Genomic DNA, 26,735 nt, shown 5'->3' on the forward strand with positions numbered 1-26,735 from the left:
CACGAAGCGGCGTCAGCGGAAATAGCGCGCCGGCGTGTCGCCGAACGCATCGCGAAACACCGCGATAAACGACGATACGTCGTTATAGCCGACTTCGAGCGCCACCTGCGTGACGCTCTCACCGGCGCCCAGATGTTCGAGCCCGGCCAGCAGACGCAACTGCTGGCGCCATTGACCGAAGGTCTGCCCCGTTTCCTTCGCGAACAAACGCGCGGCCGTGCGCGCGGTCACGCCCGCGGCCGCGGCGAGTTCCTCCAGCACCAGCGATTGCGCGGGATTCGCGCTGAGCGCCTCGGCGATGCGCCGCGCGCGCGGATCGGCCGGCCAGTTCAAGCCAAGCGGCGCGGCGGGCAAGCCGGCGACGCGATCCAGCAGCACCTGCAGCAGACGGCGGGCGGGTTCATCGGGCGTGTGATCGTGCGGCAGATCGGCCGCGGCGGCGAGCAGCGCCTGCACCAGTGTGTCGGGGATCAGCGCGCCGGTCTGCGCGGGCAGCGGCGCGGCGTCGGCGGCGGCGGCGGCGGTGGCGTCCATTGCGGCATCGGTTGCGACGTAGAGCGAATACGACTGCACCGGCCGCGTCGCGTGCAGGCAGTGCAGCGTATTCGCGGCGATCCACAGCGCGCGGGCGGGCGGCACGACCCAACGGCCGGATGCCGTGCGCACGGTCAGCACGCCTTCGCTAACGTAAATCAGACGCGCGCGCCGATACGCGCGCCACGGCTCGTCCAGCGTCGCATGGCGTTCGCCGACCACGAAGACCGCTTGCTCGATGCCGTCCGGATCGAAGGCTTCCGTCATGGTGTCTGCTCTGACGCGGGACGTCCGCGAAGGGAGCAAGATTAGCACGCGCGCGGGGCGCGGCTGCGAGGCGGGCCAACAGCGTCCGGCCACCGTGAGCGCGCATCCCGCCTAAGGCCTGGTTACCCCGCCCGCTTCACCAACTCCTCCAGCACCGTCCGATACGACGTCATGCCAATCACCCGCTCGTTCACCCCCTGCTCGAAATCGATCCACCCCGAGTTGAAGCCGTCGAGCATCTCGATACGCGGCGCGGGCCACTCCGTGCCTTGCGCCTGAAACAGCGCCTCCCACTGCTCGCGCGGCACCGTCTGCGCTTCGACGGGCCGCCCGAGCGCCTCGGCGAGCAGCGCGGCAATCTCGTGCTGCGTATAGCGCCCTGGCCCCTCGATCTCGATCACGCGCCGCCCTTGCCACGACTGCGTGAGCGCCTGCGCGACCACGCGGCCGATATCCGCGGTCGCGACCATCGGATACGCGCGATCGAGCGGCTGCAGAAAGCTCGGCATCACGCCGGCGTTGCGGGCCGGTGCGATATCCCACAACGAGTTTTCCATGAACCAGGCCGGCCGCAGGAACGCGGTCGGAAGCGGCAGATCGGCGAGCGCCTGTTCGAGAATATGCACCTGCGTGATGAGGCCGAGCCCCGCATCGCGCTGCCCGCCCACCGACGACAACGCCGCCACCCGCCCCGGCCGCGCCTTCGACAACGCATCCTTCAGTATCGCGGCCGCCGCATGCGCGTTCGGATAACCGGGCTGCGGCGCGAAATTCGGTGCAATCATCACGAATACGCCGGCCGTGTCGCGAAACGCGGCGCTGAGCGAGTCGGCGTCCTCGAACGACGCGATCGCCACCTCCGCGCCGCGCTCGCGCCACGGTGCCGCCTTGCTTTCGTCGCGCAGCACGGCGCGCACCGCGTGCCCCGCGTCGAGTAACGCGCGTGCCGCCGCGCCGCCCACCTGTCCTGTCACACCGGTAATTGCAAACATGCTGTTCTCCTCGATTACGGCGGATGCCGTGTTGGGAAGCATTCTCTGTGTGGCGTGGTGATTTCGCGAGAGCGTGGGTGTCATTTGTTTAATGACTCGACGTCATCAAACCTCCTTGGCGGGCCCAGGTGATGCGCTTGTCTGATGGAGTGTTCTCAACGCCAAGTATCGAATCGCCGCTCGATGTTCGCGAAACGCAGCGGCAATCGTGCGCAGCGCTCCACGCGACCTCGTATCCGAGAGGCTCGAATGCAGCACGATTTCCGAAGGAGGAAGCGCGGGGAGCCCCAGCAGCGCGCCGACTTCGATGACACCGACCGGCGCGACCCGCTGCGCGAACGCACCGACGGCAAGCCCGGCCGAGACAGCGACGGTGACGGCCGGCGTGCCACCGCCTATGAACACGTCGATCCAGGCGATCCCCGCTGCGTCGAGCTTGCGGGTCGCGAGACTGCGCAGGTCGCACGATGTCGACAGCGATGCAAGCCGCAGCGGCGCATCGAGGCGGTCATTGGCGGAGTCCCGACGAAGCATGCCGGACTCGCCTCAGGGGTTGTGATTTCTACGTTTCAGATCGGCTCGGCACTGGGCGTCGCAATCATTGGCGGCGTCTTTTACGGTGCGCTTGGCGAGAGCCACGCGGCCGCGAGGCAAGACTGACTGGACGGACATCCGGGCCAACGTCATGCGGTGTGATAACGCAGCCAGAAGGTTTCGCGGCAGACGTTGTCGAATCTCTGGCTCGCCGGATCGATGCTGAGGCCGGCGGGATGCTGGATCACGACATAGTCGATCCAGCATTCGGCGCAGAGCGCATCGGAGCTCACCTGATCCCACTCGAGGGATCGGCGAATCACCGCGCCGTTGTCGAAAGCGAAGGTGATTTCCTGCTTGTGAACTTCGATGTCCTGTTCGCGCCAGGTCTCCGTTGAAACGTCCTGGCGCACGATCGTCACAGGGCCGGACAGCCCATGAATGGAGCTGACATAGGAAACAAGTTTATTCATGCTTTACGAACCGAAGTTGCCGCGTATCGCGCAACAGGGCCGACAAGTATACATGCGACTGCGCGGCAGCTTCGTTCGCACCGACCTCGCCCCTTTTCGGGGCGAGCACGGCCACAAACCTCTCTCAGTGCTGCCCCTCGAGGCGATAGTCGGATCGGCAGGACACCGTCAACTTCACAACGAGTCCGGGATGGTTGTCCACCAGTGTCAGCGTGCCTCTATGCAGCGTTGCGACACCTTTCACGAGCGCGAGGCCGAGCCCGACGCCCGGCGTTCCCCGGCTCGCATCGCCCCGGTAGAAGCGCTCCGTTACCTTCGCCTTCTCGGCAGCAGGAACGCCCGGGCCATCGTCCGCTACTTCAATCTCGATGAGTCCTTCGCGCTCGCTCACTGTCACATGCACGCGCGAACATGCGAACTTCAGTCCGTTATCAATCACGTTTCCGACTGCTTGCGCAATCAGTAGCGGGTCCACAACCGCTTCCAGCTCGGCGGGACAAGTCTGCGACAGGGCAATCCCTCGAAGGTCGCCTAGCGGTTGGTAAAACTCCACCGCTTCGGAAACGATATCTGCAACATTGCTCGCAACAAAGCCTGACCTTCGCACCCCTGCATCGATCTCCGCCAGACGAAGAAGGGCATTAAAAATGCTGATCACCCGGTCGATATCGGTGAGCGAACCCTCCAGGCGCTCAAGCGTGTCGGCGTCGACCTTCTTCTTCAAATCGAGAATCATCACCTCCATCCGCGTCCGGAGTTCAGTCAGCGGCGTTCGCAAATCGTGAGCGATTGCATTCGATGTGTTGCGCACGCTACTGATCATCTCGACCAGCGCCTCCTGGGCGGCCTGCCGCCTCTCCACTTCGTCGTGCAAGCGTGCATTGCTCTCTTGCAGGACCTTCTGTAGCCGCCGGAACTTCACGTGGGTTCTCACTCGCGCGAGGAGTTCTTCCATCTGCAAGGGCTTGGTGACGTAGTCGACGGCCCCGACCTGGAACCCCACGGTCTTGTCCTCGGTGTGCGACAGTGAGGTCATGAAGATGACGGGGATGTCCCACGTTTCCGGGGTCGCTTTCAGACGGCGGCAAACCTCGAACCCATCCAGACCCGGCATCATCACGTCGAGCAGTATCAGGTCCGGACGTACGAGGGCCGCGCGACTCAGCGCCTCTTCACCGTCCCGGGCAATCGAGACGTGCAAACCGCTCCCCTCAAGAAAGTCTACGACCAGGCCCAGATTCGGTGCCGTATCATCAACCACCAGGACTACGGGCGGATTTTTCTCGAACTCATCCGACATGTGCACTAACTTCCGTTCAGGTGTTTCTCGATGAGCACGAGCAGTTCTCGCGACTCAAAGCTTTCCGCAAGGTTGCCTACTCTGGTAGCGAATGCCGTATAGCGGGTGTCGCTCGCCCGAAGCGACTCAACGTGTCGCATGACCTCCCGCATCGAACCTCTGCGCGCGAGATCGTGCAACACCTCCATGCTCGCACGCGGCGGCAGGACGAACGACGAGACCGCTTCGGCGTCGGATGGCGTTGCGCCAATCCGGCGCGGACGCTCGGCCACATGTTCAGTTGCCGGGCGCACACCGTCACGTCCGGCAAACATCAGGCATTCGTCGCGTGGAGCTTGCCGATCGCCGGCGTCGTCACGCACCAGCGGCTCGTGAGCGGGACACTCAACCGCGAGGTCGAACCAGAATCGACTTCCTCGCCCGTATTCACTCTCGACGTGAATATCGCTGCCCATAAGCCGTGCCAAATGTTGGCTGATGGAAAGCCCCAACCCCAGCCCGGCGCTCCTGCGCTCGATGTCACCCGCCTGTTCAAATGGCTGGAAGACTCGCTCGAGTTGGTCATGCTTAATGCCAATCCCGGTATCTTTCACTTCAAACCTCAAAACGCCACCTCGGACCAACTTCACCGAGAATGCCACCTCTCCGATGTCCGTGAACTTCACGGCATTGGAGAGCAGATTGAGCAGTACCTGCCGCAATCGCTTCTCGTCAACGCGAATCACTGCGGGCAGGTTTGGCGCAGCCGCACAAATCTGCGCGAGCCCCTTCTCACGAGCCCGCACGCCAACCATCTCCCCAAGCATTTCGAGGAACGGCGCGAGCAAAACATCGTTCAGCTCCAGGTCAATTCGACCGGCGCCGACGCGCGCGAAGTCAAGCAAATCATTAATCAACGTGACGAGATGCGACCCGCTTTGCTCGATCAGCGAAACATGCGACTTTTGACGAACGCTCAGGTTGTCATCGCGCCGCAGAACCTGCGTATATCCGAGAATGCAGTTCAACGGGGTCCGGAGTTCGTGGCTGATGTTAGCCAGGAACTGGTCCTTCGCCTTGTTCGCCAATTCAGCCTCGTCCCGGGCAACACGCACCGTCTCCTCGAGCGCTTTGCGCGCCGAGATGTCCTGGATAATCGCAATGGTATGCTGAACCTGCTGGCTGGAATCACGCTGTAACGACACGGTCGCACTGACCCACACGCGCGATCCGTCGCGCCGTATGTTGACTTTTTCCTCCGTGTAATGCGAGAAGTCGTTTTTGAGCAGTTTCTTGAACTGATTGATGCTCTCTGGAACACTGCCAACCGCTGTGACTTCCATGAACGTCATCGAGAGCAATTCTTCACGACTGTAGCCAACGATATCGCAATAGCGCCGGTTGACGCGAAGGAACCGGCCGCTCTGGTCACAATGAACAATACCCACGGCTGCGTTTTCAAAGGTTCCACGGAAGCGCTCTTCGCTGGTTCGCAGTGCGAGTTCTGCACGCTTCAAGTCCGTAATATCGACCATGGTCCCAGAGACGCGCGTAGCCGGCCCGCAAGAAAACCGAGGACCCGCGCCACGCGTCAAGACCCATCGCCAGGACCCGTCGCGATGGAGCACGCGGTGTTCAATGCCAAACAGCCCGCCTGGCTCCCGGCTGCACCGCCAAAACGCGGCGCAAACGCGTTGCCTGTCCTCCGGGTGGATGACCTCCATCACGCGCGCGATGCCGGGAGCGGCGTCAGCCTCCGTGTAACCTAGCCATGCCTGGATGTTCCAGCACCTCAGCGACAGGTCCCGCCCCTCTTCGCCCGCGAGATCAATGGCCCACACCCCGACCTTCGAGCCGCGCATCGCGCCGTCCAGCCGATCGTTGGTTTCGCGCAGAATTTCCGCCTCGGCTGCCTGACGTGACGCTGTAGCGTCACGCACAACGAGCACCATGCCGATGACGTTGCCCGAGTCGTTCACAATCGGCGTTCCACGATTTTCAACGGACACCATGCGCCCTGCTCTACCGACGAGCATCGTCTTCGGGGGAAAAGAAACGAAGCCGCCCTCGCCCAGGGCTGCTGACACGCTGAATTTCAGTGGCGCGTTCGTGTCCTCGTCGATTAGCCGGAGGACTTTCTCGAGCGGCTGCCCGACAGCGTCTTCCCGCGACCATTCTGTCAACGCCTCGGCGACGGGATTGATGAGCGTAACGTGTCCCTTACAGTCAGTCGCAATGACGCCATCGCCGATGCAGTCCAGCGTAACCGCATAACGCTGCTCGCTCTCGCGCAGCTGACGCTCCGCATCGTGCTTATAGAGGGCCATCTCGACAACCGTACGCAGTTGCAGGTCGTCGAAAGGCTTCAGGACGTAACCGAATGGTTCGGTCACTGTGGCGCGCCGGACCGTTTCCTCGTCGGCATAAGCCGTCAGGAACACAATGGGCAAACGGAGCGACTCGCGCAACTGACGAGCCGCATCAATGCCGTCCAGCTTTCCCTCGAGACGCACATCCATGAGGACAAGGCTTGGCTTTTCCTTTGCGGCAACCGTTATCGCATCCTCGCCGGTCGTCACGCAACCTATGACGACGTGCCCGCAGCGAGTCATTTGTTGGGCAATGTCACGAGCGACCACCCGGTCGTCTTCGACAATCAGTATTCGCGCAGAAGACATGTTAGTGGCCGCCCGTTTGCTGGAGTCTGAAATCAATGTCAAAGGCCGTCCCTCTCTCGCGACTAACCTCGATTGACCCGTGGAGTTGCCGGGAAAGGTCGAATACGAGCTGCAGTCCCAGGGATTCGGCACGCTCAAGTGAAAACTCTGGCGGCAAGCCGATACCGTCGTCGGCGACCCTCAAGCGGCACCGATGGTCTTCTTCCGCGGCCAGCCCAACGCGCAGCCGCCCGCTTCGACCGTTCGGAAACGCATGCTTGAGTGCATTCGAAACTAGCTCGTTGACGATCATGCCGCATCCTATCGCGCGATTCATGTCGAGCTGAACGTCGTCGACGACAACCTCCAGGATGACGTTCGATTGACTCAGTTCGTAAACGCGCGACAGGTGCGCGCACAGATTCCTGATATGAGGCGCCATGTCGATTCGCGCGAAGTTGCCCGCACGATACAAATTTTCATGGACCATCGCCATCGAGCGAACGCGGTTTCGGCTCTCCTGAAACAGCTCCGCCACGACCTTATCTTGCACACGAGCTGCCTGAAGGTTGAGAAGACTACTAATCAGCTGCAGATTGTTTTTCACCCGATGGTGCAGTTCCTTCAGCAGAGCGTCCTTTTCTTCGAGAAGTGCTTCGACCTTCTCCAGGCTGGCGTTCTCGATAGAAATCGCCGCCTGGGACGCCAGCAACTTGAGCACCGCCATGCGCGGCGGCGTGAACGCGCCCGGCGCGAGCTCGTTCTCGAGGTACAGCGCGCCGACCAGTCTCGTCTGCTTGATGAGGGGCAAACAGAGCATCGAGCGTGAGCCTTTGCCACTGAAATACTCGTCAGAGGCAAACGGGTTTTCCGTCGTCGCATCATCGACAAGAAGCGTTTCGTGGGTGCGAAGACAATGGTGAAGCAGGGAGAGCGGCAAGTTCCGCGGCGAGGCAGTTCGCCGCTCTACGCGGACGTTATTTCCCTCGTTGGCCTCGGCTTCAATGTAAAGCTGCTCTTCGTGCGGAAGGATGAGCAGCGCGCGCCGCGCGCCCGCGTGCTCGAGCACGATGGTCATCAGTGTATTCATCAGACTGTCGAGTACCCTTTCGCTCGATATCGCCTGTGACGCCTTGACGACCGTCTCCATCTCCAGCTGACTTTCCACGGCACCTGACAACGGACCTCCCGGCTCGTTAGCCCCGAGGTCAGGATATGCCGCCTCCAGCATTCTGACTTTCGCCGTTGCCCCCCAGTTCAGGTAGGCCGATCGGGCATTACGCAAGTACACCGCGGCGATGGTCGCGAAGCCGCGGTTGGCATAGAACCGTCCGGCTATCTCGCTGGCTAGCGCCTCGACATGCAGCAATCGGTGCGTTTTTGCATTTTCGATGGCTCGCTCGTATAGCCGCATGGCTTCAAATGCGTTGCCGCGCACGCGTGCGACTTCTGCTTCGACCAGCGCTGCACGCGCGGCGAAGTTCGTCGGACCGCTCAATGCCCAAGCGCGGAGCTTGTTCACGTGCTCGGCAAGCCTCGCGTCAGCGAGAACGTCGGCTTGCGATGAGTGGGCATCCCACTCCTGGAGCCACGTCAGCGCAGAAAAGAAGTGGTAAACGGCGAGTTCCTGGTGCCCCCATGTCGTCCACAACAAGGGGGCTGCCTTGTTCGCTGCCTCCATCGCACCAGCGATGTCGCCCGCCAGGTAGCGCGCCTCCTGTTTGCGAATCCAGTACCAGCATGCCGCAATGTCGAGTGCCCGATTGCCTTCGAGGTGCTGTTCCAGAGCCTTCGCGTTCGGATATTCCGATTCGGGTGAACCAAACCATGACGCGCCGCCGCGCAATTCACGAATCAATGAGAGCTGCGAATCAATGATGTCGACAATCAACCCGAATCCGGCGGACCGGACGACATGCAGCCGTTCGACTGCCTGCTCTTCAACTTCGGCTAGTGGCGCAGAGGCGGCGAGCAGAGTGGTGACCAGGCAACAACTGCTGAACCCGATGTATGTCAGGTCGCCGCATTGTGTTGCCACTTCGAATGCTCGTCGCAAGAGCGGAATCGCTGTTCGTATCGGCTCTGTCCACGGCATGACGTGATACGAGAAACACAGGTAGACACGGGCGCGAAACCGGTCAAGCCCCTTCTCATCGACGAGCGCCATCCCGAGCTTGCCAAACTCGTGGGCGTTCTCGTAGTCGCCGAAGAATGGACCGACAGCCATTCCTAAATAGGCGAAACCCAACGCAGATGCATCGGTGTTGCCGTGCGCTATGCTGAGATTCGCCATGCGCGTCAGCACAAGACACACCAGGTTTTCGTCAGTGAAGAATGCGGGCGGCAAAACGGCTGTGAAGACGTTCAGCGTCGCCTCAAGCGCTTCGTCATCGAGCAATCGATTGTCACGCAATTCTGCAATCGAGCCGCGTTGAACATGAGCGACCACCTTCGCGTACTCTCTATCGACCTCTTCCCTGTCCGGATGGGGTACCCAATTGACGTCGACCTCGCGAAGATAGCTCAGGCAAATTTCTACCGCGGCGTGCATCTTGTCCAGGGCGGTATGCAGCGTGATCCGAAGGAAAGCCACTGCGGCCTTGTCGCGTACGCTCCCGGCATATCTTTCGAGACGACGCAGGCGGTCGTCTGCCTGGATTGGACTGCCAGCGAGGAACGTGCATTCTGCGAGCAAAAGCTCAAGGGAAAACTTCTCGCAGTAATGGGTCTCCCACGCATCCTCGCCGAAAATCCGACTCCCTACTGTGAGATAGTTCAGCGCCGTACCGTAGGCAGCCGCTGCTCTCGCGCGACGGCCAGCGCGGAGATTCAGGAGGGCTACGCGCGTGCGGACCCGAGAGTCGCTGATTGCGTGGAGTGCCCGGTTGTACTGGTTGACGACCTCGAAAATATTCCGCTCGAGATTCGGGTCGGCGTCTCCCGTATCCAGCCGCATTCCGATGCGAAGATGCGATGGCGCGCGCTCGGCCTCCCCAAGTAACGCGTATGCAGCCTCTTGAATCCGGTCGTGGACGAAAGCGTAGCCCTCCGAACGGCGGTAAACCAGGCCTTGCTCGATTGCCTCGCCGAGCGCCGAGTCGACTTCTCCGCTTGACTGCCCGCTCACCTGCGCCAATACCGACGTAGCCGTCGTGGCACCAAGACAAGCGAAATCAACGAGCAGCCGTCGCGCGCGGTCAGACAACCGCACGATCTTGTTCACCAGCAAGTCAACTACGCTATCGGGGAAAGCTCCCTGCGCAATCTGCTCGACATTCCACACCCATTCCCGCGAGGCACGGTTTAACGTCAGATGACCTTCCTCGGCGAGGACGCGCAGGAACTGAACCGCAAAAAACGGGTTTCCGCCCGTCTTCTCGAACATCAGTCGCGCCAGCCTTCTGGCCTCTGCTGAATCACCACGAGTGGTATCGCAAACGAGTCGCTCCACATCGCCAACCCCCAAGGGGGCCAGCAACACGTCATGAACTGGCACCGAGCCTTCTCGAATGTCGCTGATCACGCGAGCGAGAGGGTGACTGGGGCCGATCTCGTTGTCACGGAAGGCTCCAATGAGCAGAAAGTGGGCAATAGCGGAGCCTCGGCCGAGCGCCTCCAGTATCGAAATGGTTCCTGCGTCCAGCCATTGGAGATCGTCCAGAAACAGTACAAGCGGCTGTGCGGGTGTCGCGAACGCTCCAATGAAGCGAATCAAAGCAGTGACGAAGCGCTTCTGAGCGTCCAGAGGCGGCAATTCGGCGACTGCCGGTTGCGGCCCGACGAGTTCTTCCAGCGCGGGGATGAGGTCGGTGAGCAGGCGGCCATGCGGTCCCATCGCGTACTGGATGCGCTTGCGCCACTTCACCAGTTCGCGCTTGTCCTCCCTGATGATCTGTTCGACGACTGTCTCCATGCACTGTGCAATCGTCGCGTAGGGGATATCTCGCTTGTACTGATCGAACTTGCCCGACGCAAATCGCCCGCGGCTCAGCGTTTGGTGGAATTCTCCAACCAGCGATGACTTCCCGATCCCTGAGTAACCGGACACCAGCACGAATTCGGTCGTACCGTCATGAGCCACGCGGTCGAAAGCTTGAGTCAGTGCGCTCAATTCCGCTTCCCGCCCATACAGTCGGTCTGGTATCAGCAGCCGGTCGTCAGAGTCTGCCGTTCCGAGGGCAAATGGCGCGAGGCAGTCTCCTGTGCGCAGTTGCTCCGCGCACAGACGCAAGTCGTATTCGACTCCGCGCGCGGTCTGGTAGCGGTCTTCCGCCGCTTTTGCGAGCAATCGCTCGACGATGGCTTCAAGCGATTCAGGAACGTCAGGAACGCGCTCGCGCAGAGGAACTGGCTTCCTCGCCGTATGACAGTAAAGCCATTCCCCAGGGGAGTTAGCAGAGTACGGATACTTTGCCGTCAGCATCCAGTAGATGAGGACGCCCAGCGAGTATAGATCGGCGCGAGCGTCGACCGGCCGGTTGACGAGCCCAGTGCGCTCGGGAGCCAGGTAAGGAAGTGCGTCCGCGAGGATGACCGGGTGAGTCGACTCTTTTCCAGCAGAATCGACGCGCGTCGACAGACCGAAGCCCGTCAGAGCCGCTGCCCAGTTGGCTGGGTTGACAAGAAGATGCGCCGGCCGGACATCCTTGTGTATGACGTCCTTCCTGTGCAACATCTCAAGGGCAGCCGTGGCGTTCGCGGCTATCGTCACGATCTGGCCGAATGACAACAGAGACGTATCGAGTGCAGGCAACACGATGCCGCCCGGGTCCTCGAGCTGCAGCGTAATGGAAGAACTATCGCGGACGAACTCAACAGGCTGCGTGAAGCGGGGTCCATCCAGGTGGGCACGAAGCGAAAAGGCGTTCTCGAGCAAGGCCAGCGTTTGACCGGAGGGCTGACTAGCCGTTGGCCTCAGTGACAACCGTGACGTCCGGCCGTCGCCAGCGTCGATTCGCGACAGGACGAACAGACCATCGTCCCATAACATTTGCGTCGCCGATTCTTCGATATCCATGAGTCTCCGCCGTTCCCTCTCCACTCCGACACCGGCTGTTATCCATTTGCCGAAAGCATGTACCCAGCGTTTCGAACAGTTCTTAGAAGTGACACTTCAAACCCGGCATCGATCTTTTGCCGAAGCTTGCTGACATGCACATCCACCACGTTGGTCTGCGGGTCGAAGTGGTAGTCCCAGATGTTCTCGAGGAGCATCGTCCGGGTGACGACCTGCTCGGCGTGCCGCACCAGATATTCGAGCAATTTGAATTCGCGCGGCTTGAGGACAATGACTTTCCCGGCACGTGACACCTTGCGTGAAAAAAGGTCGATGCACAGGTCCGCGCACTTGAGCGTCGATTCGACCGCTTCACTCGGTGACCGGCGCATGAGCACCTCCAGTCGCGCGAGCACTTCTCCGAACGCGAACGGCTTGACCACATAGTCGTCACCGCCTGCCTTGAGACCCCGAATCCGCTCGTCGACAGCATCGAGGGCGCTCAGGATAAGCACCGGGACCTTGCTCCCGGTTGCCCTCATTGCCGCGACGATGCTAAGTCCGTCAAGCCCGCCCGGCAGCATGCGGTCGAGGATGATTGCATCGTAAGGGCAGCCCCCCATGGCCAGAAACATCCCGTCGCGGCCGTTATCCGCGGAATCAACCACATGACCCGCTTCCGTCAAACCCTTTTTCAGGAAGCCGGCCACCTGCACGTTGTCTTCTACTAACAAGATTTTCATCAGTTTGACTTTTGAATTGGGGATGCCGAGCCGGGCAGTTAACGCATCTCGGCAGTGATGCCGCTCTCTTCTGATCGACAGCCAACCCTGGATTATCCGCTTCGCCCGAAAACACAAGCTTCCATGCGCTCATTAAATTTCGTTAACGTTTCGTCCATATTTTGTCAATGCTGACCTCTCACACCCACTCGGCCGAAAACTGCCACGTCCCCACTTGTAAAAACATTAACAATAATTAATGCGGCGTTCACAAGGCGGAAAATACGACTCAGCTAATATCCTTGCGACACCGACCGTACGCGGCATGACAACTAGTGAATAACTCAGCTGCCCGCCGAAACCTCCGGGTTGCCCACGGACGAAAGCGCCATGACTCAAGCAATACTACGCCCCTCGACATGCACTTCCGGTGCGCGGGTTATCCGAATTGGTGAATGCGAGATCGACCTCAGCGTGCGATTGTTGCGCCGTCGCGGTGAGGTAGTGGAACTGGGGGCTCGCGCATTCGACATCCTCGCTGTGCTTGCTCTGGCAGCCGGCCGCGTCGTCACGAAGAATGAACTCATGGAGGTGGTCTGGCCGGATACGGTTGTCGAGGAAAACAACCTCCATGTGCACCTCTCCTGGATCCGCAAGGCACTCGGCCGCGATGGCAAGTTCATTGTAACGGTGCCACGACGTGGCTACCAACTGATAGCCTCCCGAATCGACGCACCCAGCTTTGACGAGGTTGCGCAGGACCGCCCCATTCGCGTCAAATCGGACGTGGCGCCGAGGGAAGAGCGACTGATCGGGCGGGAAAGCGCCATCGCGGAAATCAGGTCGCTGCTGCCATCCACACGCGTTCTAACGCTTGTGGGCGCCGGGGGAATCGGCAAAACATCGATTGCCCGGGAAATTGCCCGCAGCGTTTCGGCGCAATGCGACCCCGCGATTCACTTCGTCGAGCTTGCCGCCCACAACACCTGTCGCGGCGTGGCTCAGGCGTTGGCCGCCAGCTATGGTATCCCGGTCGACAGCGGGGAATCCGACCTCGAGCGCGTTGCACTGATGCTCGCGGGCACGAAGGGCTTGCTCATCGTCGACAATGCCGAGCATGTCGTCGAATACGTGGCTCAGTTCCTGGAGTTCGCTTGCCGTTATACGTCCGAGCTGCGCTTCCTCGTTACCAGCAGACTGCGGCTTCGCGTGCCCTGTGAAGTTGTTTACCGCGTCGGCCCGCTTGCACTGCCTGACGTCGAGGATGCCCCTGGGGCAGCGCTTCGCTCCCCATCCTTTCGGCTGTTCCAGCGACGTCTGTTCTCCAATGGGCAGAACATGGATATGAGCTGTGACCGCCTACGGCTGATCGACGACATATGTCGACGCCTGGACGGTGTCCCACTGGCCATTGAATTGGCGGCGGGGCGCGCCTCGATTCTTGGACTGGAGCATCTCCGAGTTGGGCTCGAGGAACCGTTGCTCTACCTGGGCGGCGGCTTCAGAACCGCGCAGGAAAGACAGAAAAGCTTGCGAGCCTCGTTGGACTGGAGTTTCGAGATGCTCAGCGACCGGGAGCGGGCGGTATTTCGGCGCTTTTGCGTGTTCGGCTATCCGTTCAACGCTGAGGCCGCGTGCCTGATCGCCCGCGATGACGCTCTCAATGACTCGGCGGTGATGGATTGCGTCTGCGAGCTCGTCGACAAATCGATGGTCGAGATTCGCTTCGAAGGCACCGTGGTCACCTATCACGTGTTGGCGCTGGCCCGCGCGTACGGAAGAGAAAAGCTTGCCGAGGCCGGTGAACTGGACGCAATCGTGGAACGATACGCCCTGTACGCCAGCGGCCAACACACCGACGAGGATTTCACCCAAACCTCGCGGCAAGCGCCCTACACGGCCGCGCAGCCTGAGGCTCTGCGGGATTTTTGGCGACTGGCCTCTTAACAATTGATTTGAGCCCCCGTCTTCGTTACGGCAAAGGACACTGGATGCTTTCGTCATCGACGTGGCGAAGACTCATCCATCCGCACAGACAGGAAATCAGACTTTGCGGTGATAGAATCATCAGATATTTAGTGTGGCCGTAACGGATGGCCGTACTATTGACCTGCATGGTGGTTTGATGGTTGCCCGGTATAGCCTGACTTTCGGCCCGTTCCGCATCGATTTCCCGCAGCGTGTCCTCACCAGAAATGGCGATGAAGTCCGCATTGGGAGTCGTGCGCTCGACATTCTTATCGTGCTAGCCGAGCACGGTGGCGAACTGGTCTCAACGCGTCAACTGCGCGACCAGGTCTGGAAAGAAAGCGTGGTCGACGATGGCGCGCTTCGTGTGCACGTTTCCACGCTTCGGAAAGCGCTGAGCGATGGCAAATCGGACAGCCGCTACATCGTGAACGACAATGGACGCGGCTATCGGCTCGCGGTGCCGGTCAATTCCACGAGGGCTACGCAATTCACCGCCGCCACGCCGACTGCGCCGGCCCGTACCCCCGATGAAGGTGCGCGAGCGTTGCCCGTGACCCTCACCCGGGTCATCGGCCGGGAGGATGTCATTGACGGCCTGACCGACCAGCTCCCCGAACGCAGGCTATTGACCATCGCCGGTCCGGGCGGCATCGGCAAGACCACGGTCGCCGTGGCTATAGCGCATCGCTTTTCCGAGCGTACCGGTATCCGGGCACTATTCGTCAACTTCGCCCCCGTTTCCGACAAGGCGAGCGTCGCCAGTACCGTGGCGTCGACGCTCGGCGTCGCCGTATTCAGCGGCAAGCCAGTCCCGGACCTGCTTGCCTCACTGGGCGACACGCCAATACTATTGATCCTGGACAATTGCGAACATGTCGTCGAGGCGGTTGCGCAGGTCGCGGAACAATTGCTGCAAGGCGCATCTGGCGTGTACCTTCTGGTAACAAGTCGGGAGCCGTTGCGCGCGGATGGCGAGTCGGTGCATCGGCTGTCGGCCCTGCCGTTTCCGGAAGTGGGTGCGAGGATTGGCATCGAGGAGGCCGGAAGTTATCCGGCCATCTCGTTGTTTCACGACCGGGCGAAGGCTGCCGACGACGCCTTTCAGTTCACGGTTTCGAACATCGGCGCCGTGGCCGACATTTGCCGGCGCCTGGACGGAATTCCTTTGGCGATTGAATTTGCCGCGGCGCGCGTCGCGCACATGGACGTGGGTGCGATCGCCGCGCGCCTGGACGACCGCTTTGCGCTACTCACACAAGGGCGCCGAACCGCATTGCCGCGGCATCAAACGTTGAAAGCGACGCTTGACTGGAGCTACGAGCTGCTGGACTCGCATGAGCAGCACGTCCTGCGCCGGCTGTCGGTGATGCGCTCTTCGTTTGGCATTCGTGAAGCCGTTGCCGTGGCAGGTCGTGGGCAGATCGATGAACTGGCGGTATGTGACGCAATCAGCGGCCTTGTCGCCAAGTCGCTTGTCGCACGTGATATCAGTGATGCCGACAACCCGTATCGGCTCCTCGATACAACCCGCCAATACGCACACCTTCGATTGCTGGAAGCCGGCGAAGCGAACGAGGCCTGGCGCCTGCTTACGATACATTGCTGCGAGACCTTCGCGGACCTGGGCGCCGCCTGGGAGGGCAAGGCGCAACCCCAATGGCTCGCCCAGCTCAGCAAGCGAATTGACGATATCCGCGCGGCGTTCGAGTGGGCCTCGCATCAGGAGGGGGATTCCGAGCTCGAAATCGACCTCGTTATCGCCACGGCACCACTTTGGCTCCATCTGTCGCGGCCGCACGAGTTCCTTAGCATGGCGGAACACGCCATTGCAGCCGTTGAGGGCTCGGAGCAGGCCGGTAGCACGCGACACGTCGAACTGCTGGTGGCCTACGGACACTCGCTCTGGCACACGCGTGGGCCAACCATCGAAATGGCACGTGCTTTTGAACGTGCCTGCGCCCTGAGCCGACGATTGGGTGACGAGGCGTTGGAATTTCGCATTCTGTGGGGCGTATTTGCGCATCGGCTTGTCACAGGTCGATACGTGGAAGGTCTTGCACTGGCCGAGGCGATGCAGGCATTCGCGAATCGTTTCGGAGACTCCACGCTCAATCAGATGTCGAGCCGCAATCTCGCCTTTGCACACCACTACCTCGGCGACCAGGCGAAAGCGCGAACGCTGATTGAACAGGTCATCGCCCTCGAAGCTGGCCCCACGCGGGAAAATCTTGCAAGGGCAAATGATGCACAAATGGATGGCCGCATCGCAAGCATGGTGGTGTACATGCGAATTCTTTGGCTGCAAGGCGAGACTGAGCGCCCTGTGAAGCTGGCAAGGGACTGCGCCGAGCTCGTCGCTTCGATCGGGCACGACCTGTCGATCGTCTACGGCCTCGCACTCGGCTCAATACCCGTCATGATCTGGGCAGGCGAGCATGACTTCGCCCGGCAGCTCACCCGCAAGCTTCGCGAGTGCACGAGCCGGCGGGGATTGGCGCATTGGGACATCTACGGGGAAGGATTCGAAAACATTCTTGGCGGCAGGCCTATCGCCCTTTCCAGAGCAACTGTTCCCCAACTGGAAGCGTTTGCAAGCGCCGGGTGCAAAGTCTCCATGGATGCGCTGATTCTGGCGGATCGCGTTGCAGAGCCGTCCTGGGTGAGCGAGGTGCTTCATGAGCATGCGCGCTCGAGCGTGTAATGGGCCGCACCTTGCAAGGGTGAGCCTCGCGGAGGCGGCGCCTGACGCGGACGCGCTGCCGGGTTTGCACCTGCGGCTAACGCTTCTTAGCAAACTTTAACTGAACGGTCCCGGCGCATTGCCTGGAGAATAGCGGTTACCGGGACTCGACATCGTTTCAGGCTCAGCAGGTGCAGTTGACACTGTCTGTGGCGCGAGTGGGAGTCCCCCCAACCGCTGAACTCTCATATGTCGGCTTTCATGGACCACGTTCCGCCTGCAAGTACCGTCGATTCCGCGTCACCGCGTCTCGCGACGCCATGGTCGTCCCACCCAGTACTGGACCCCGAGACGCAGCAATTTCTCGATCTGGTCTCCGAAGCCGGCATGCATCCGGATTCGCTGCTCGCCGAACAGCCGTCGTTCCCCTGCCGCGCCGACAGTGACAACAGTTTCGCGGACGACTATGCCGTCACGACCGAAGCGCTGACCTTCAAGACTGGACCGACTGGCTCCGTTGACGTGCACATCGTGCGACCGGCCGGCACGCCGGGCTTACTGCCCGTCGTGCTCTACTATCCGGGCGGCGGCTGGCGCATGGCGAGCTTCGCAACCCACCGCAGGCTCGTGTCACGCCTTTCGGCTGAAGCAGAGGTGGCGGTTGTCTTCGTCTCTTGTTCGCCTGCACCTCGCGCGCTGTTTCCGACACAAAACGAAGAGGCATACGCCGCACTGCAATACGTCGCTGCAAATGCCGAAGCGCTGCAGGTCGATGCTCGCGCGATTGCGGTGGCCGGCGACGGTGCAGGCGGAAACATCGCTGCAGTCATGGCGCGATGGACGAGGGACCGGCATGGCCCGAGTCTGCACCTGCAAGTGCTGTTCTGCCCCATCCTGTCGGCAGATTCCACCACGCAGTCATATCGTCAGTTCGCGACGGGGCCCGGTATGACGGCGAGAGCGCTGGAGCGTTTTATCGAGTCGCAGTTTCCCGAGAAATCTCGGTCGCTCGCGGCGGCGATGCCGATACAGTCGAAACCCGACGAACTCGAAGACCTGCCTGCCGCACTCGTCATCACAGCAGAGAACGACATTACGCGAGATGACGCCGAAGAATATGCCCGCAAGCTCATGCGCGCCGGCGTCAGAGTCAATGCCGCTCGTTATATCGGCACGATTCATGACTTTATGGTTTTCGATGGCCTGGCTGAAACCAGTCCGACAGACGCTGCGTTCAGACACGCCAGCAGCGTTATAAAGCGCGCACTCCGGCGGTAACCGACCTGACTTCACCACTCACCGATGGCGAAGACACGCGTGTCCATTTCCCTTGCTGGAGGCGACCTTATGAAAATCGGCCGAATCGAACTCGATATGGACGCGCGACGCTTGCGGCGTGATGGCCAGGATGTGCGGCTGGGCTCGCGCGCCTTCGACCTGCTGGTGACGCTCGCCTCGGCACAGGGTCGAGTGGTGTCGAGGTCCGAGCTGATGCAGACGGTCTGGCCCGGCACCATCGTCGAAGACTGCAATATCGACGTCAACATCTCTGCGCTGCGCAAGGCGCTGGGTGATGACCGGGACCTCATCATCACGGTCGCCCGCCGTGGCTACCGGTTGGCCCCGTCTCAGGACGTACCCCCGAAATTCCGTACCGCCGCCGGTCCGCGGCCGCTCCCGCGCCGCGTCCGGAATTTCGTCGGGAGAGACGTAGTCGTCGCCAAGGCAGCCGAGGCAATGGTGGAGTCCCAGGTGCTTACGCTGACGGGCACAGGTGGTGTCGGAAAATCGAGCCTTGCACTTGAAGTCGCCTATCGGATAGTGCCGTCATGCCCGGCGACGGTGGCCTTTGTCGATCTTGCGTCCCTAGCCACGATTGACGAGGTGCTGAGTGCCATCGCGTGCGGTTGCGGCGTCGAAATGCCGGAGGAAATCGTCTCTTCCGAGTGTTTAAGAGCAGCGCTATCGAATGCGCCGTGGTTGTTGATACTCGATGGCGCGGAGCATGTCATCTCAGCTGTTGCACAAATCGTAGAAGCATTGTTGGCAGCAAGCCTGAATATCCAGTTCCTGGTTACGAGTCGGGAGCCGCTGAGGATTCGAAGTGAGACGGTCTTCAGGGTGCATCCGCTTGATGTTCCCAAACTCACGGACCGTTGCGACGAGATGCTGAACAGCCCGGCTGTCCAGCTGTTCGTCCACCATGCGCAGCAGATGCGCCCGAGGTTTGTCCCTCGCATCGCTGAGATAGAGAGCATCGCAAAGATTTGTCAGCGCCTGGATGGTATTCCACTTGCAATCGAGTTGGCCGCCGGACGAGCGGAATTATTGGGCGTAGAAGGCGTGCGACGCCTGCTGAACGATGGACTGTCGTTCCTGTCCGGGGGATACCGCACTGCGACGGCGCGGCATCGCTGTCTACAGGCAGCCTTTGATGCCAGCTTCGACCTGTTGAGCGACCCGGCCCAGGCCCTGCTCGTTCAACTTTACCGGTTCGACAGACCGTTCAGCTTTGATTCGCTGCGTGGAGTCGTCAACCACATGGCAGTGACGACAGGCGGCTTGATTGAAAGCATGGATGAGCTGGTCTCGAAGTCACTTGTTAACGTCTGTTTCGACGGGCCAGAGGCGATGTATAGCCTGTTCGAATGCACCCGGGCGTACGTCTCAGAGAAGTTCCAATGCGCCTTCGACGAGCACGCCCCTAAGCGGGCAACTCAAAAATCTCTCGAAGGCGATGTTAACCTTCTCGGCAAGCTGTTAGCCTTGAGCACCTGAACAACGAGCCCCTTCGTCCATCGGGCCAGCCGTAATCGGAGCCTGAACGAGGCTGACAAATGGCGCGATCCCGGCAACGCTCCTCACGCGGCCGGGATCGCCACGAGCCTGATCGCCGACGAGTCCTACCACCCGTACTTGAGTTCGACGCCGGCGTAGTCGGCATTGCGGCCGCCCGCCTCACGAATCGAGTTTCCCACCTGGAAGTGCACGGCTTCGACCGAACCTACCAGATTTGCCGCAATCGTCCAGTCCGCGCGCAACTGCACATACATGCCGGTCCACCGGCTGCCCTTGCCCGCCGTGCCCGGCACTGGCTGACTCGGCTGCTGGTACACGGCGTCGCCGGTCGTCTCGCGCCACTGGAAGCCCAGCGCGCCAAGCAGCGTGAGACTGGCCGAAGGCTTGAGCGTGATGGATGGTTTGATGTGGATCAGGTTCGCGTAGCCCGTATAGCCTGCGAGCGTGAAGTAATAGCCGTTCGGAAATAGCGGATTGAAGGTCTCGAGCCGCCCATCATGCGGGTGCCGGTCGCCAGAGGCAGCGTCGATCTGCAGCCCGACGCGCGGCGTCCACGGCAGGTCGAGCTTGTAACCCGCGAGCGAGCCGATCGCCCACGCGAGAACCGTACTATTACCGACCGTTCCCGTCTGCAGCATCGCCTCGGCATCCCAATCGACGCGGCCGCGCGTGCCGAAATAATGCAGGTCCCAGACGTCGCGGTGCTCGGAACCTTGAGCGTCGAGGTATCGCGCGTTGGTGTTGTTGTAGCGCGACCAGTAGCCGGACATATCACCCGGCCCGACGGATTGGCGCTCGAAACGCACGCCGCTGAAAGTGAGATTGCGGTTCGACACGTCGTCGAACACCGTCGCGTTACGGTACTGCACGGGCTGCGTCGCGTAGGCGATAAAGCGCCACTTCTGGTATTCGTAGTCTGCCCAGATAGCATCGAACGCCTGTCGTACGTTCGGGCCATCGCGTACGGCAATGAAACGCTGCAAGTCGAATGCCATTTCCTGGCGGCCAACGCGAAACTTGAACGTACCGCCGCCGACCGCTCCGGTGTAGGCCACGAATGCCTGCTCGAGATCGAGCGGATTCTTGTCCACCGGCGTGACCACGTTCTTGCCAAACGCCCGCGCATCCACGAGTTGCACGAAAAACTGCCAGTGCTCGGCGAGATGTGCATCGGCATGCACTTCGATGCGCTGAATCAAATAAGTATCCGACTGCGCAGAGCCGATACCGAACAGCGGGGCGTCATTGGTTTCGATACGCTCACGCAGGTTCGCGCCAAGCGACAGATATGAGGCGGGGTCGCCGCCGAGCGGAATGTACTTGAGGCTGTCGAGCGGCTTGCGCGGAACGCAGGGGTTCGCAAGCACCGACCAGTCCTCCTGCCAGCGGTTGAACATCACACCAGGACGTTTGACGTTGCACGCGTCGGTCGTTGTGGCGTCATTCGCCACCGTGCCTGTGGTCGCACCGGCCGAGTCAGCCGCGAGGCTCGCACCTGCAACCGGTTGCGCCGCCGTATCCGCGAACGCTGCGTCGGCGCCCATCAGCAACAGCCCGGCGATGGCCGTCAAGCGCGCGGCCGTCTCGAATCGACGCCCGCGCATCGTGCCCAATACCATGGATTTCCTTGCCTGTGTCGGCTTGTGTTTGTGTTTGCCCGTCCCGCTCACGCGCCGGGCCTGAGCGGGGCGATTCCCTGCGCCGCCTGGATTCATGAGTGCCCTGGTGCGATCGCGCGCTCATGCTCTCCCGTGGTCGCCGCGAGCCCGACGAGGGCGCACGCCGGCGCAAGCAGCGCCCAGAAGCCCATGTAGACCACCCCCAGTGCCCCGGCCACCGCGCTAACCGCAAACGCGACAATGGCCGGCATCATCGACCCGAAGCGCGAGCGCGCCGCGGCGCGCACACTGTCGACCGTGCCCGGCGACAGCATGTCGATCACGTCCAGAACGGCTTGCGTGACGTTGCCCGTCATTACGGTATTCGGCACGCCAGGACGCTGGATCAGGCGCGGATGCGCATTCTGCACACCCATCGCGAACGCCCCCACGACGCCGGCCACGATGACAGGCAAGCTGTCGGGCCGGCTGACCGGCGTCGCCCATACGCCGGCGAGGCAAAAGCCGACGATCAGCACGGCCTGCACCGCATAGAGCAGGCGTGCGCCCTGACGCGCATGCCCCTGCGAGAGCCAACGCACGAGCAGGCTGCTGAGAACGACCCCGCCGATAAACGCGGGGAACACGATCAGCTTGAGCAGAACGCCCTGCCCCGAGCCGGCGATGCCGGCTCCAATCAACACGAAGTTGCCCGTCACGTGTGCGGTGAACAGACCGAACAGTGCAACGAAGCTCAGCGTGTCGACAAAGCCGGCGATCGCGGCAAGGATCGTGTCCTCGGACTTCATTGCGCCGCGCCTGCGTGAATTTCGGCGATATAGCCGCCCGGGAACTGCACGACCGCGGCATCACGCCCGGCCGAGGTGAACGGCGGCACCAGCACATTGACGCCAGCGGCCTTCGCCTTTTGAAGCGTATCGGCCAGATTCGATACTTCGTAGCCGGTCACTTCGCGCCCGAACGGGTAAGGCAGATGACCGTCCGTCACGAGCACGGTCATCTTGCCGAACGGCGATTCGATTCGAATGCGGCGATAGGTGTCGTCAGGTCTGCCGATCTCGACACCCGGCGCCTTCAGGTCATCGGACACCACCTTGCCGTGCGAGAATTTGACGAAATCGTGAACCAGCTTGTGCACGCTTTGCGGCGACACGTAGACCCGATTCTCGGGAATGGTCTGCAGCTTGTCGTAGTGCGGGGCCTCGGTGTGCCAGTAGAGCTGCATGTTGGTACCACCCGGCCACGTGATGATCGCATCGCGGCCGATCGGGTCGGGGAACGTATCGACGATCACATCGGCACCGAGTGCACGCGCCGACTTCACCGCCGCGTCCATGTCCGTCACGAGGTAGCCCGTGCGCTCCGCGCCGAAGGGATACGGCATGGGCGTCTTGAAGCCGAACACGGAGATCGTGCCTGCCGGGGTAAATACGAGCTGCGACATCGTCTGACTCGGTGTCGGCGTGACCTGGAACACACCCTGCTTCGACTTGCTGCCGCCGAACGTCGCCGCGAAGCTGTCGGTGAAGCGGTCGAAGTCCTCTGGTGCCACGTATACGTGCGTCGTGTCGTACTGCGGACCGACTGCGACCGACGGCGCTTCGACCGGCGCTACGGGCGGCTTCGCGAAAGAAACGGGCGCGGCGACGAGACCGCCCGCGATCATCAGGGCAACTAAGGCAGTGCGAATTGCTTTCATAGCGGAATTTCCTTGATATTTCATCGTACTGATCAATCGGTCAGGCGCGGCTCTCGCCGGCCGGACGCTGCGAATCGCCGAGCAGGATCGCGAGCACGAGCCCCGCGATCAGTCCCAGATGCTCGAAAAAACTGTTGAGCGCCATGAAGCGCTCGACACCGGCATGGTTCCAGAAGTCGTTGGCAACCAGCATCGCGACGACGGTCAGCATGCCGAGGCCGCCTGCGCCGATCCACGTGAAGCGGCGCAATACCACGCATAGCGAGCCGACGATCTCGACCGCCACCGCGAGCGCTGCCCAGAGGGCGGCCGGGTGCAGGCCGAAATGCGCCTGCTCCGCAATCGCGCCCTCGAAGTTCAGCGCTTTGGTGACACCGCCGATGAGGTAGGCGGACACGAGCGCAAGGCGCACGAGCGGCCCAACCCACGGCTGCGATAGCAGCACGCGAACCCATGCGGGGTTGCTGCTGCCGTTCCATATCGCCATGTCAGATCGCCCAGCAAGCGCAGCCGAATGCGCCCCAGAAGCCCTTTGCGTCCGAAGTCGGCAATGCACTGGCCCAGGCGCTCGCATGTGCATGGCCGTGCACATCGCAGGCGCTCGCGCAGGCGCACATCGCCGCGGCAGCGGCGCGGCCGAGCGGCGCGCCCTCGCGCTGCGTAGCGCCCCAGCCGCCATAGCCGCCGTATTGGCGCACCGGCGACCAGTCCGGCATTGCAGGCGGGATTGGCTGATCGTGTTGCGAGAACGGGCCCGCGCCCCAGACGATCTTTCCGCCGACCACCGTGAGCAATGCGGTGGTGCCGGCAATGTCGTCCTCCGCGCACGAGAAGAAGTCGCGGTCCGGAACCATGAGGTCGGCAAGCTGCCCGGGCACCATGCGCCCTTTCTTGCCCTCTTCGTTCGAGAACCACGTGACGTACTCCGTCCACATGCGCAGCGCGGTATCGCGATCGAGCAGGTTACGTTGCGGATACATCCGCAGACCGCCAACTGTCTTGCCGCTCACGAGCCATGCGAGCGACACCCACGGGTTGTACGACGCGACGCGCGTCGCATCGGTGCCGGCCGAGACCTTGATGCCCTTCTCGAGCATTCTCGCGACGGGCGGCGTGGCTTGTGCCGCTTGCGCGCCATAGCGCTCGACGAAATACTCGCCCTGATAGGCCATGCGATGCTGAACCGCGATGCCGCCACCCAGCGCCGCGATTCGATCCATCGATCGCTCGGAAACGGTTTCCGCGTGGTCGAAGAACCAGTTGATTCCGTCGAGCGGAATATCCTTGTTGACCTTCTCGAACACATCGAGCGCACGGCTGATGGTTTCGTCATAGGTCGCATGCAGGCGCCACGGCCAGCGGTTCTGTGCGAGTACCCGCACCACGCCTTCGAGTTCGCCTTCCATTCCGGGCGGCAGTTCGGGGCGCGCCACGCGGAAGTCCTCGAAGTCGGCCGCCGAAAACACCAGCATTTCACCCGCACCGTTGTGGCGGAAGTAGTCCGAACCATCGTGATACCTGACCGAGCCGGTCCAGTTCACGAAGTCTTCCTTTTCGGCCTTCGGCTTTTGCGTGAAGAGGTTGTACGCGATGCGCACCGTCATCTCGCCCGCATCATGAAGCTTGCGGATGACTTCGTAATCGTCCGGGTAGTTCTGCGAGCCGCCGCCGGCATCGATCGCGCCGGTCACGCCAAGGCGGTTGAGTTCGCGCATGAAATGACGCGTCGAATTGTATTGATACTCCAGCGGCAGCTTCGGGCCTTTCGCGAGTGTCGCGTAGAGGATCGACGCATTGGGGTTCGCCAGCAGCAGCCCGGTGGGGTTGCCCGCGCTGTCGCGCATGATCGTGCCGCCCGGCGGCTCCGGCGTATCCTTCGTGTAGCCCACCACGCGCAATGCGGCGGCATTGAGCAGCGCCCGGTCGTACAGATGCAGGATGAAGACCGGCGTATCCGGCGCGACGGCGTTCAACTCATCGAGCGTCGGCAGCCGCTTCTCTTCGAATTGGTGCTCGGTGAAGCCGCCGACCACGCGCACCCATTGCGGCGCGGGCGTGATCGCAACCTGCTGCTTGAGCATCTCCATGGCAACGGCGAGCGAGCGCACGCCGTCCCAGCGCAGCTCCATGTTGTAGTTCAGACCGCCGCGGATCAAATGCAGGTGATTGTCGATGAGGCCTGGCAGCACCGGCCGGCCACCGAGATCGATAACTTTGGTTGCGCGGCCCGCGAGCGGCATGACGTCGGTATCGCTGCCGACCGCGACGAAGCGGCCATCGGCAATCGCCACGGCACTGGCGATCGGGTTCGAACGATCCAGCGTGGTGAACCGTCCATTGTGCAAAATGAGATCGGGATGGGTAACGGTTGCGCTCATTTGCGTTTCCTCGTTTCTATCAGTTCGATTAAAAGCCCAACAACTGCCTCAGGGATGGAACGGCCTGTGCGCCGATCAACATGCCAAGCAGGCCGATGAGGGCAACGAGCGGGGGCGCGGGCGAGCGGACCTTGATCACGCTGTAGATCACGCCTATCAGCATCCCTGCACCGAGGGACACCAGATAAGATTCCATACGATCAGTCTCTCCGTGAGATTGGAACGCTGATGCGAGACCTCGCGGTTCAACCCGAGTACCTCGCGGGGAATGCACTGCAGCGCAGCGACCAGCAGACCGCGTGCGCTGCCGCCGACTCCACACGGAGCGCATCGCCCCGCTTTCGGCGATCGCGGAGGCGATCAGCGTGCCGGTACAGCCGGCAGCACCTCGTGCGGCGTAGCCGTGCGCTGCGCTGCCTTATGGACCATCGTGTACGCGTAGTCGACGCCCATGCCGTACGCGCCCGAATGTTCCTTCGCAATCGCCATCACGGCGTCGTAGGTCGCGCGGTGAGCCCAGTCACGCTGCCATTCGAGCAGGACCTGCTGCCACGTGACGGGCACGGCGCCCGCCTGGACCATGCGCTGCATCGCGAAGTCGTGCGCGTCTTTCGACGTGCCCCCCGATGCGTCGGCCACCATGTAGATCTCGTAGTCACCTTCGAGCATGGCGCAGAGCGCGAACGTCGTGTTGCAGACCTCGGTCCACAGACCCGCCACGACCACCTTCTTGCGTCCGTTCGCGGCGAGCGCGTCGCGTACCTTCTGGTCGTCCCACGAATTCATCGACGTGCGTTCGAGCACCTTGTGCTCGGGGAACACGTCGAGCAGTTCCGGATACGTGTAACCCGAGAAGCTTTGCGACTCGACCGTGGTGATCGTGGTCGGAACGTTGAACACCTTGGCCGCCTTGGCCAGACCGACGACGTTGTTCTTCAGCACCTGGCGGTCGATCGACTGAACGCCGAACGCCATTTGCGGTTGGTGATCGATGATGATCAGTTGGCTGTTCTGAGGAGTGAGAACTTCGAGTTTCGAATCGTTCATGACGGGTAGGTCCTTTGAACCGGAGAGAGGAGGAAGCCGCCATGCCGGCATGACCGGCAGGCGTCCAATGTGCATTGGCGCTGGGCAA

19 protein-coding genes are annotated in these 26,735 nt (G+C 61.7%); 4 read left to right on the plus strand and 15 right to left on the minus strand.

The window, feature by feature from the left end; all coding sequences use genetic code 11:
• Window positions 1-12: 12 nt before the first annotated feature.
• The 8 genes from HDG32_RS01005 to HDG32_RS01040 form a co-directional block, all read right to left on the minus strand.
• Window positions 13-801, minus strand: coding sequence for an AraC family transcriptional regulator (locus tag HDG32_RS01005; RefSeq protein WP_184062527.1), 789 nt, complete (start codon window positions 799-801; stop codon window positions 13-15).
• A 122-nt stretch (window positions 802-923) separates the two neighbouring features.
• Window positions 924-1,793: an NmrA family NAD(P)-binding protein gene (locus tag HDG32_RS01010; RefSeq protein ID WP_184062529.1), complete on the minus strand. Its 870-nt coding sequence runs from the start codon at window positions 1,791-1,793 to the stop codon at window positions 924-926.
• 105 nt (window positions 1,794-1,898) lie between these two features.
• Window positions 1,899-2,327: a hypothetical protein gene (locus HDG32_RS01015; protein WP_184062531.1), complete on the minus strand. Its 429-nt coding sequence runs from the start codon at window positions 2,325-2,327 to the stop codon at window positions 1,899-1,901.
• A gap of 149 nt (window positions 2,328-2,476) precedes the next feature.
• A complete protein-coding gene (locus tag HDG32_RS01020; RefSeq protein WP_311539117.1) occupies window positions 2,477-2,749 on the minus strand; it encodes a hypothetical protein in 273 nt (90 codons plus the stop codon).
• A 175-nt stretch (window positions 2,750-2,924) separates the two neighbouring features.
• Window positions 2,925-4,100 (minus strand): hybrid sensor histidine kinase/response regulator, encoded by a 1,176-nt coding sequence (locus HDG32_RS01025; protein WP_184062535.1) that lies wholly within the window; start codon window positions 4,098-4,100, stop codon window positions 2,925-2,927.
• Window positions 4,101-4,105: 5 nt separating this feature from the next.
• The gene (locus HDG32_RS01030; RefSeq protein WP_184062537.1) at window positions 4,106-6,799 is read right to left on the minus strand and encodes a PAS domain S-box protein; all 2,694 of its coding nucleotides are present in this window, start codon (window positions 6,797-6,799) and stop codon (window positions 4,106-4,108) included.
• Entirely contained in the window at window positions 6,759-11,753 is a 4,995-nt protein-coding gene (locus tag HDG32_RS01035; RefSeq protein ID WP_184062539.1) for an AAA family ATPase, read from the minus strand. The genes HDG32_RS01030 and HDG32_RS01035 overlap by 41 nt, the downstream gene beginning before the upstream one ends.
• A gap of 38 nt (window positions 11,754-11,791) precedes the next feature.
• On the minus strand, window positions 11,792-12,475 hold the full coding sequence (locus tag HDG32_RS01040) for a response regulator transcription factor (RefSeq protein WP_184062541.1): 684 nt from the start codon (window positions 12,473-12,475) through the stop codon (window positions 11,792-11,794).
• Window positions 12,476-12,844: 369 nt separating this feature from the next.
• Between HDG32_RS01040 and HDG32_RS01045 the strand changes: the two genes are divergently transcribed.
• The 4 genes from HDG32_RS01045 to HDG32_RS01060 all read left to right on the plus strand — a co-directional run bounded on the left by HDG32_RS01045 (window position 12,845) and on the right by HDG32_RS01060 (window position 19,883).
• Window positions 12,845-14,401 carry a winged helix-turn-helix domain-containing protein gene (locus HDG32_RS01045; protein WP_184062543.1) on the plus strand — a complete coding sequence of 519 codons (1,557 nt, stop codon included), beginning with the start codon at window positions 12,845-12,847 and terminating at the stop codon, window positions 14,399-14,401.
• 178 nt (window positions 14,402-14,579) lie between these two features.
• The gene (locus tag HDG32_RS01050) at window positions 14,580-17,126 is read left to right on the plus strand and encodes a winged helix-turn-helix domain-containing protein (protein WP_184062545.1); all 2,547 of its coding nucleotides are present in this window, start codon (window positions 14,580-14,582) and stop codon (window positions 17,124-17,126) included.
• A gap of 228 nt (window positions 17,127-17,354) precedes the next feature.
• On the plus strand, window positions 17,355-18,383 hold the full coding sequence (locus tag HDG32_RS01055; RefSeq protein WP_184062547.1) for an alpha/beta hydrolase: 1,029 nt from the start codon (window positions 17,355-17,357) through the stop codon (window positions 18,381-18,383).
• Window positions 18,384-18,452: 69 nt separating this feature from the next.
• Window positions 18,453-19,883, plus strand: coding sequence for a winged helix-turn-helix domain-containing protein (locus HDG32_RS01060; RefSeq protein ID WP_184062549.1), 1,431 nt, complete (start codon window positions 18,453-18,455; stop codon window positions 19,881-19,883).
• 125 nt (window positions 19,884-20,008) lie between these two features.
• Here the strand turns inward: HDG32_RS01060 and HDG32_RS01065 are convergent, their stop codons facing one another.
• The 7 genes from HDG32_RS01065 to HDG32_RS01095 all read right to left on the minus strand — a co-directional run bounded on the left by HDG32_RS01065 (window position 20,009) and on the right by HDG32_RS01095 (window position 26,647).
• Window positions 20,009-21,523, minus strand: coding sequence for an alginate export family protein (locus HDG32_RS01065; protein WP_184062551.1), 1,515 nt, complete (start codon window positions 21,521-21,523; stop codon window positions 20,009-20,011).
• Window positions 21,524-21,615: 92 nt separating this feature from the next.
• Window positions 21,616-22,311 (minus strand): YoaK family protein, encoded by a 696-nt coding sequence (locus HDG32_RS01070; protein WP_184062553.1) that lies wholly within the window; start codon window positions 22,309-22,311, stop codon window positions 21,616-21,618.
• A complete protein-coding gene (locus tag HDG32_RS01075; RefSeq protein WP_184062555.1) occupies window positions 22,308-23,222 on the minus strand; it encodes a glyoxalase in 915 nt (304 codons plus the stop codon). The genes HDG32_RS01070 and HDG32_RS01075 overlap by 4 nt, the downstream gene beginning before the upstream one ends.
• Before the next feature lie 40 nt (window positions 23,223-23,262).
• Window positions 23,263-23,709, minus strand: coding sequence for a DoxX family protein (locus HDG32_RS01080; protein WP_184062557.1), 447 nt, complete (start codon window positions 23,707-23,709; stop codon window positions 23,263-23,265).
• Window position 23,710: 1 nt separating this feature from the next.
• A complete protein-coding gene (locus HDG32_RS01085; protein ID WP_184062559.1) occupies window positions 23,711-25,600 on the minus strand; it encodes an amidohydrolase in 1,890 nt (629 codons plus the stop codon).
• 28 nt (window positions 25,601-25,628) lie between these two features.
• On the minus strand, window positions 25,629-25,796 hold the full coding sequence (locus HDG32_RS01090) for a DUF1427 family protein (RefSeq protein ID WP_184062561.1): 168 nt from the start codon (window positions 25,794-25,796) through the stop codon (window positions 25,629-25,631).
• A gap of 164 nt (window positions 25,797-25,960) precedes the next feature.
• Window positions 25,961-26,647, minus strand: a complete 687-nt coding sequence (locus tag HDG32_RS01095) for a hydrolase (RefSeq protein WP_184062562.1) — start codon at window positions 26,645-26,647, stop codon at window positions 25,961-25,963.
• Window positions 26,648-26,735: the final 88 nt, after the last annotated feature.

Source organism: Paraburkholderia sp. CI2, from assembly GCF_014201055.1.
GTDB classification, from domain to species: domain Bacteria; phylum Pseudomonadota; class Gammaproteobacteria; order Burkholderiales; family Burkholderiaceae; genus Paraburkholderia; species Paraburkholderia tuberum.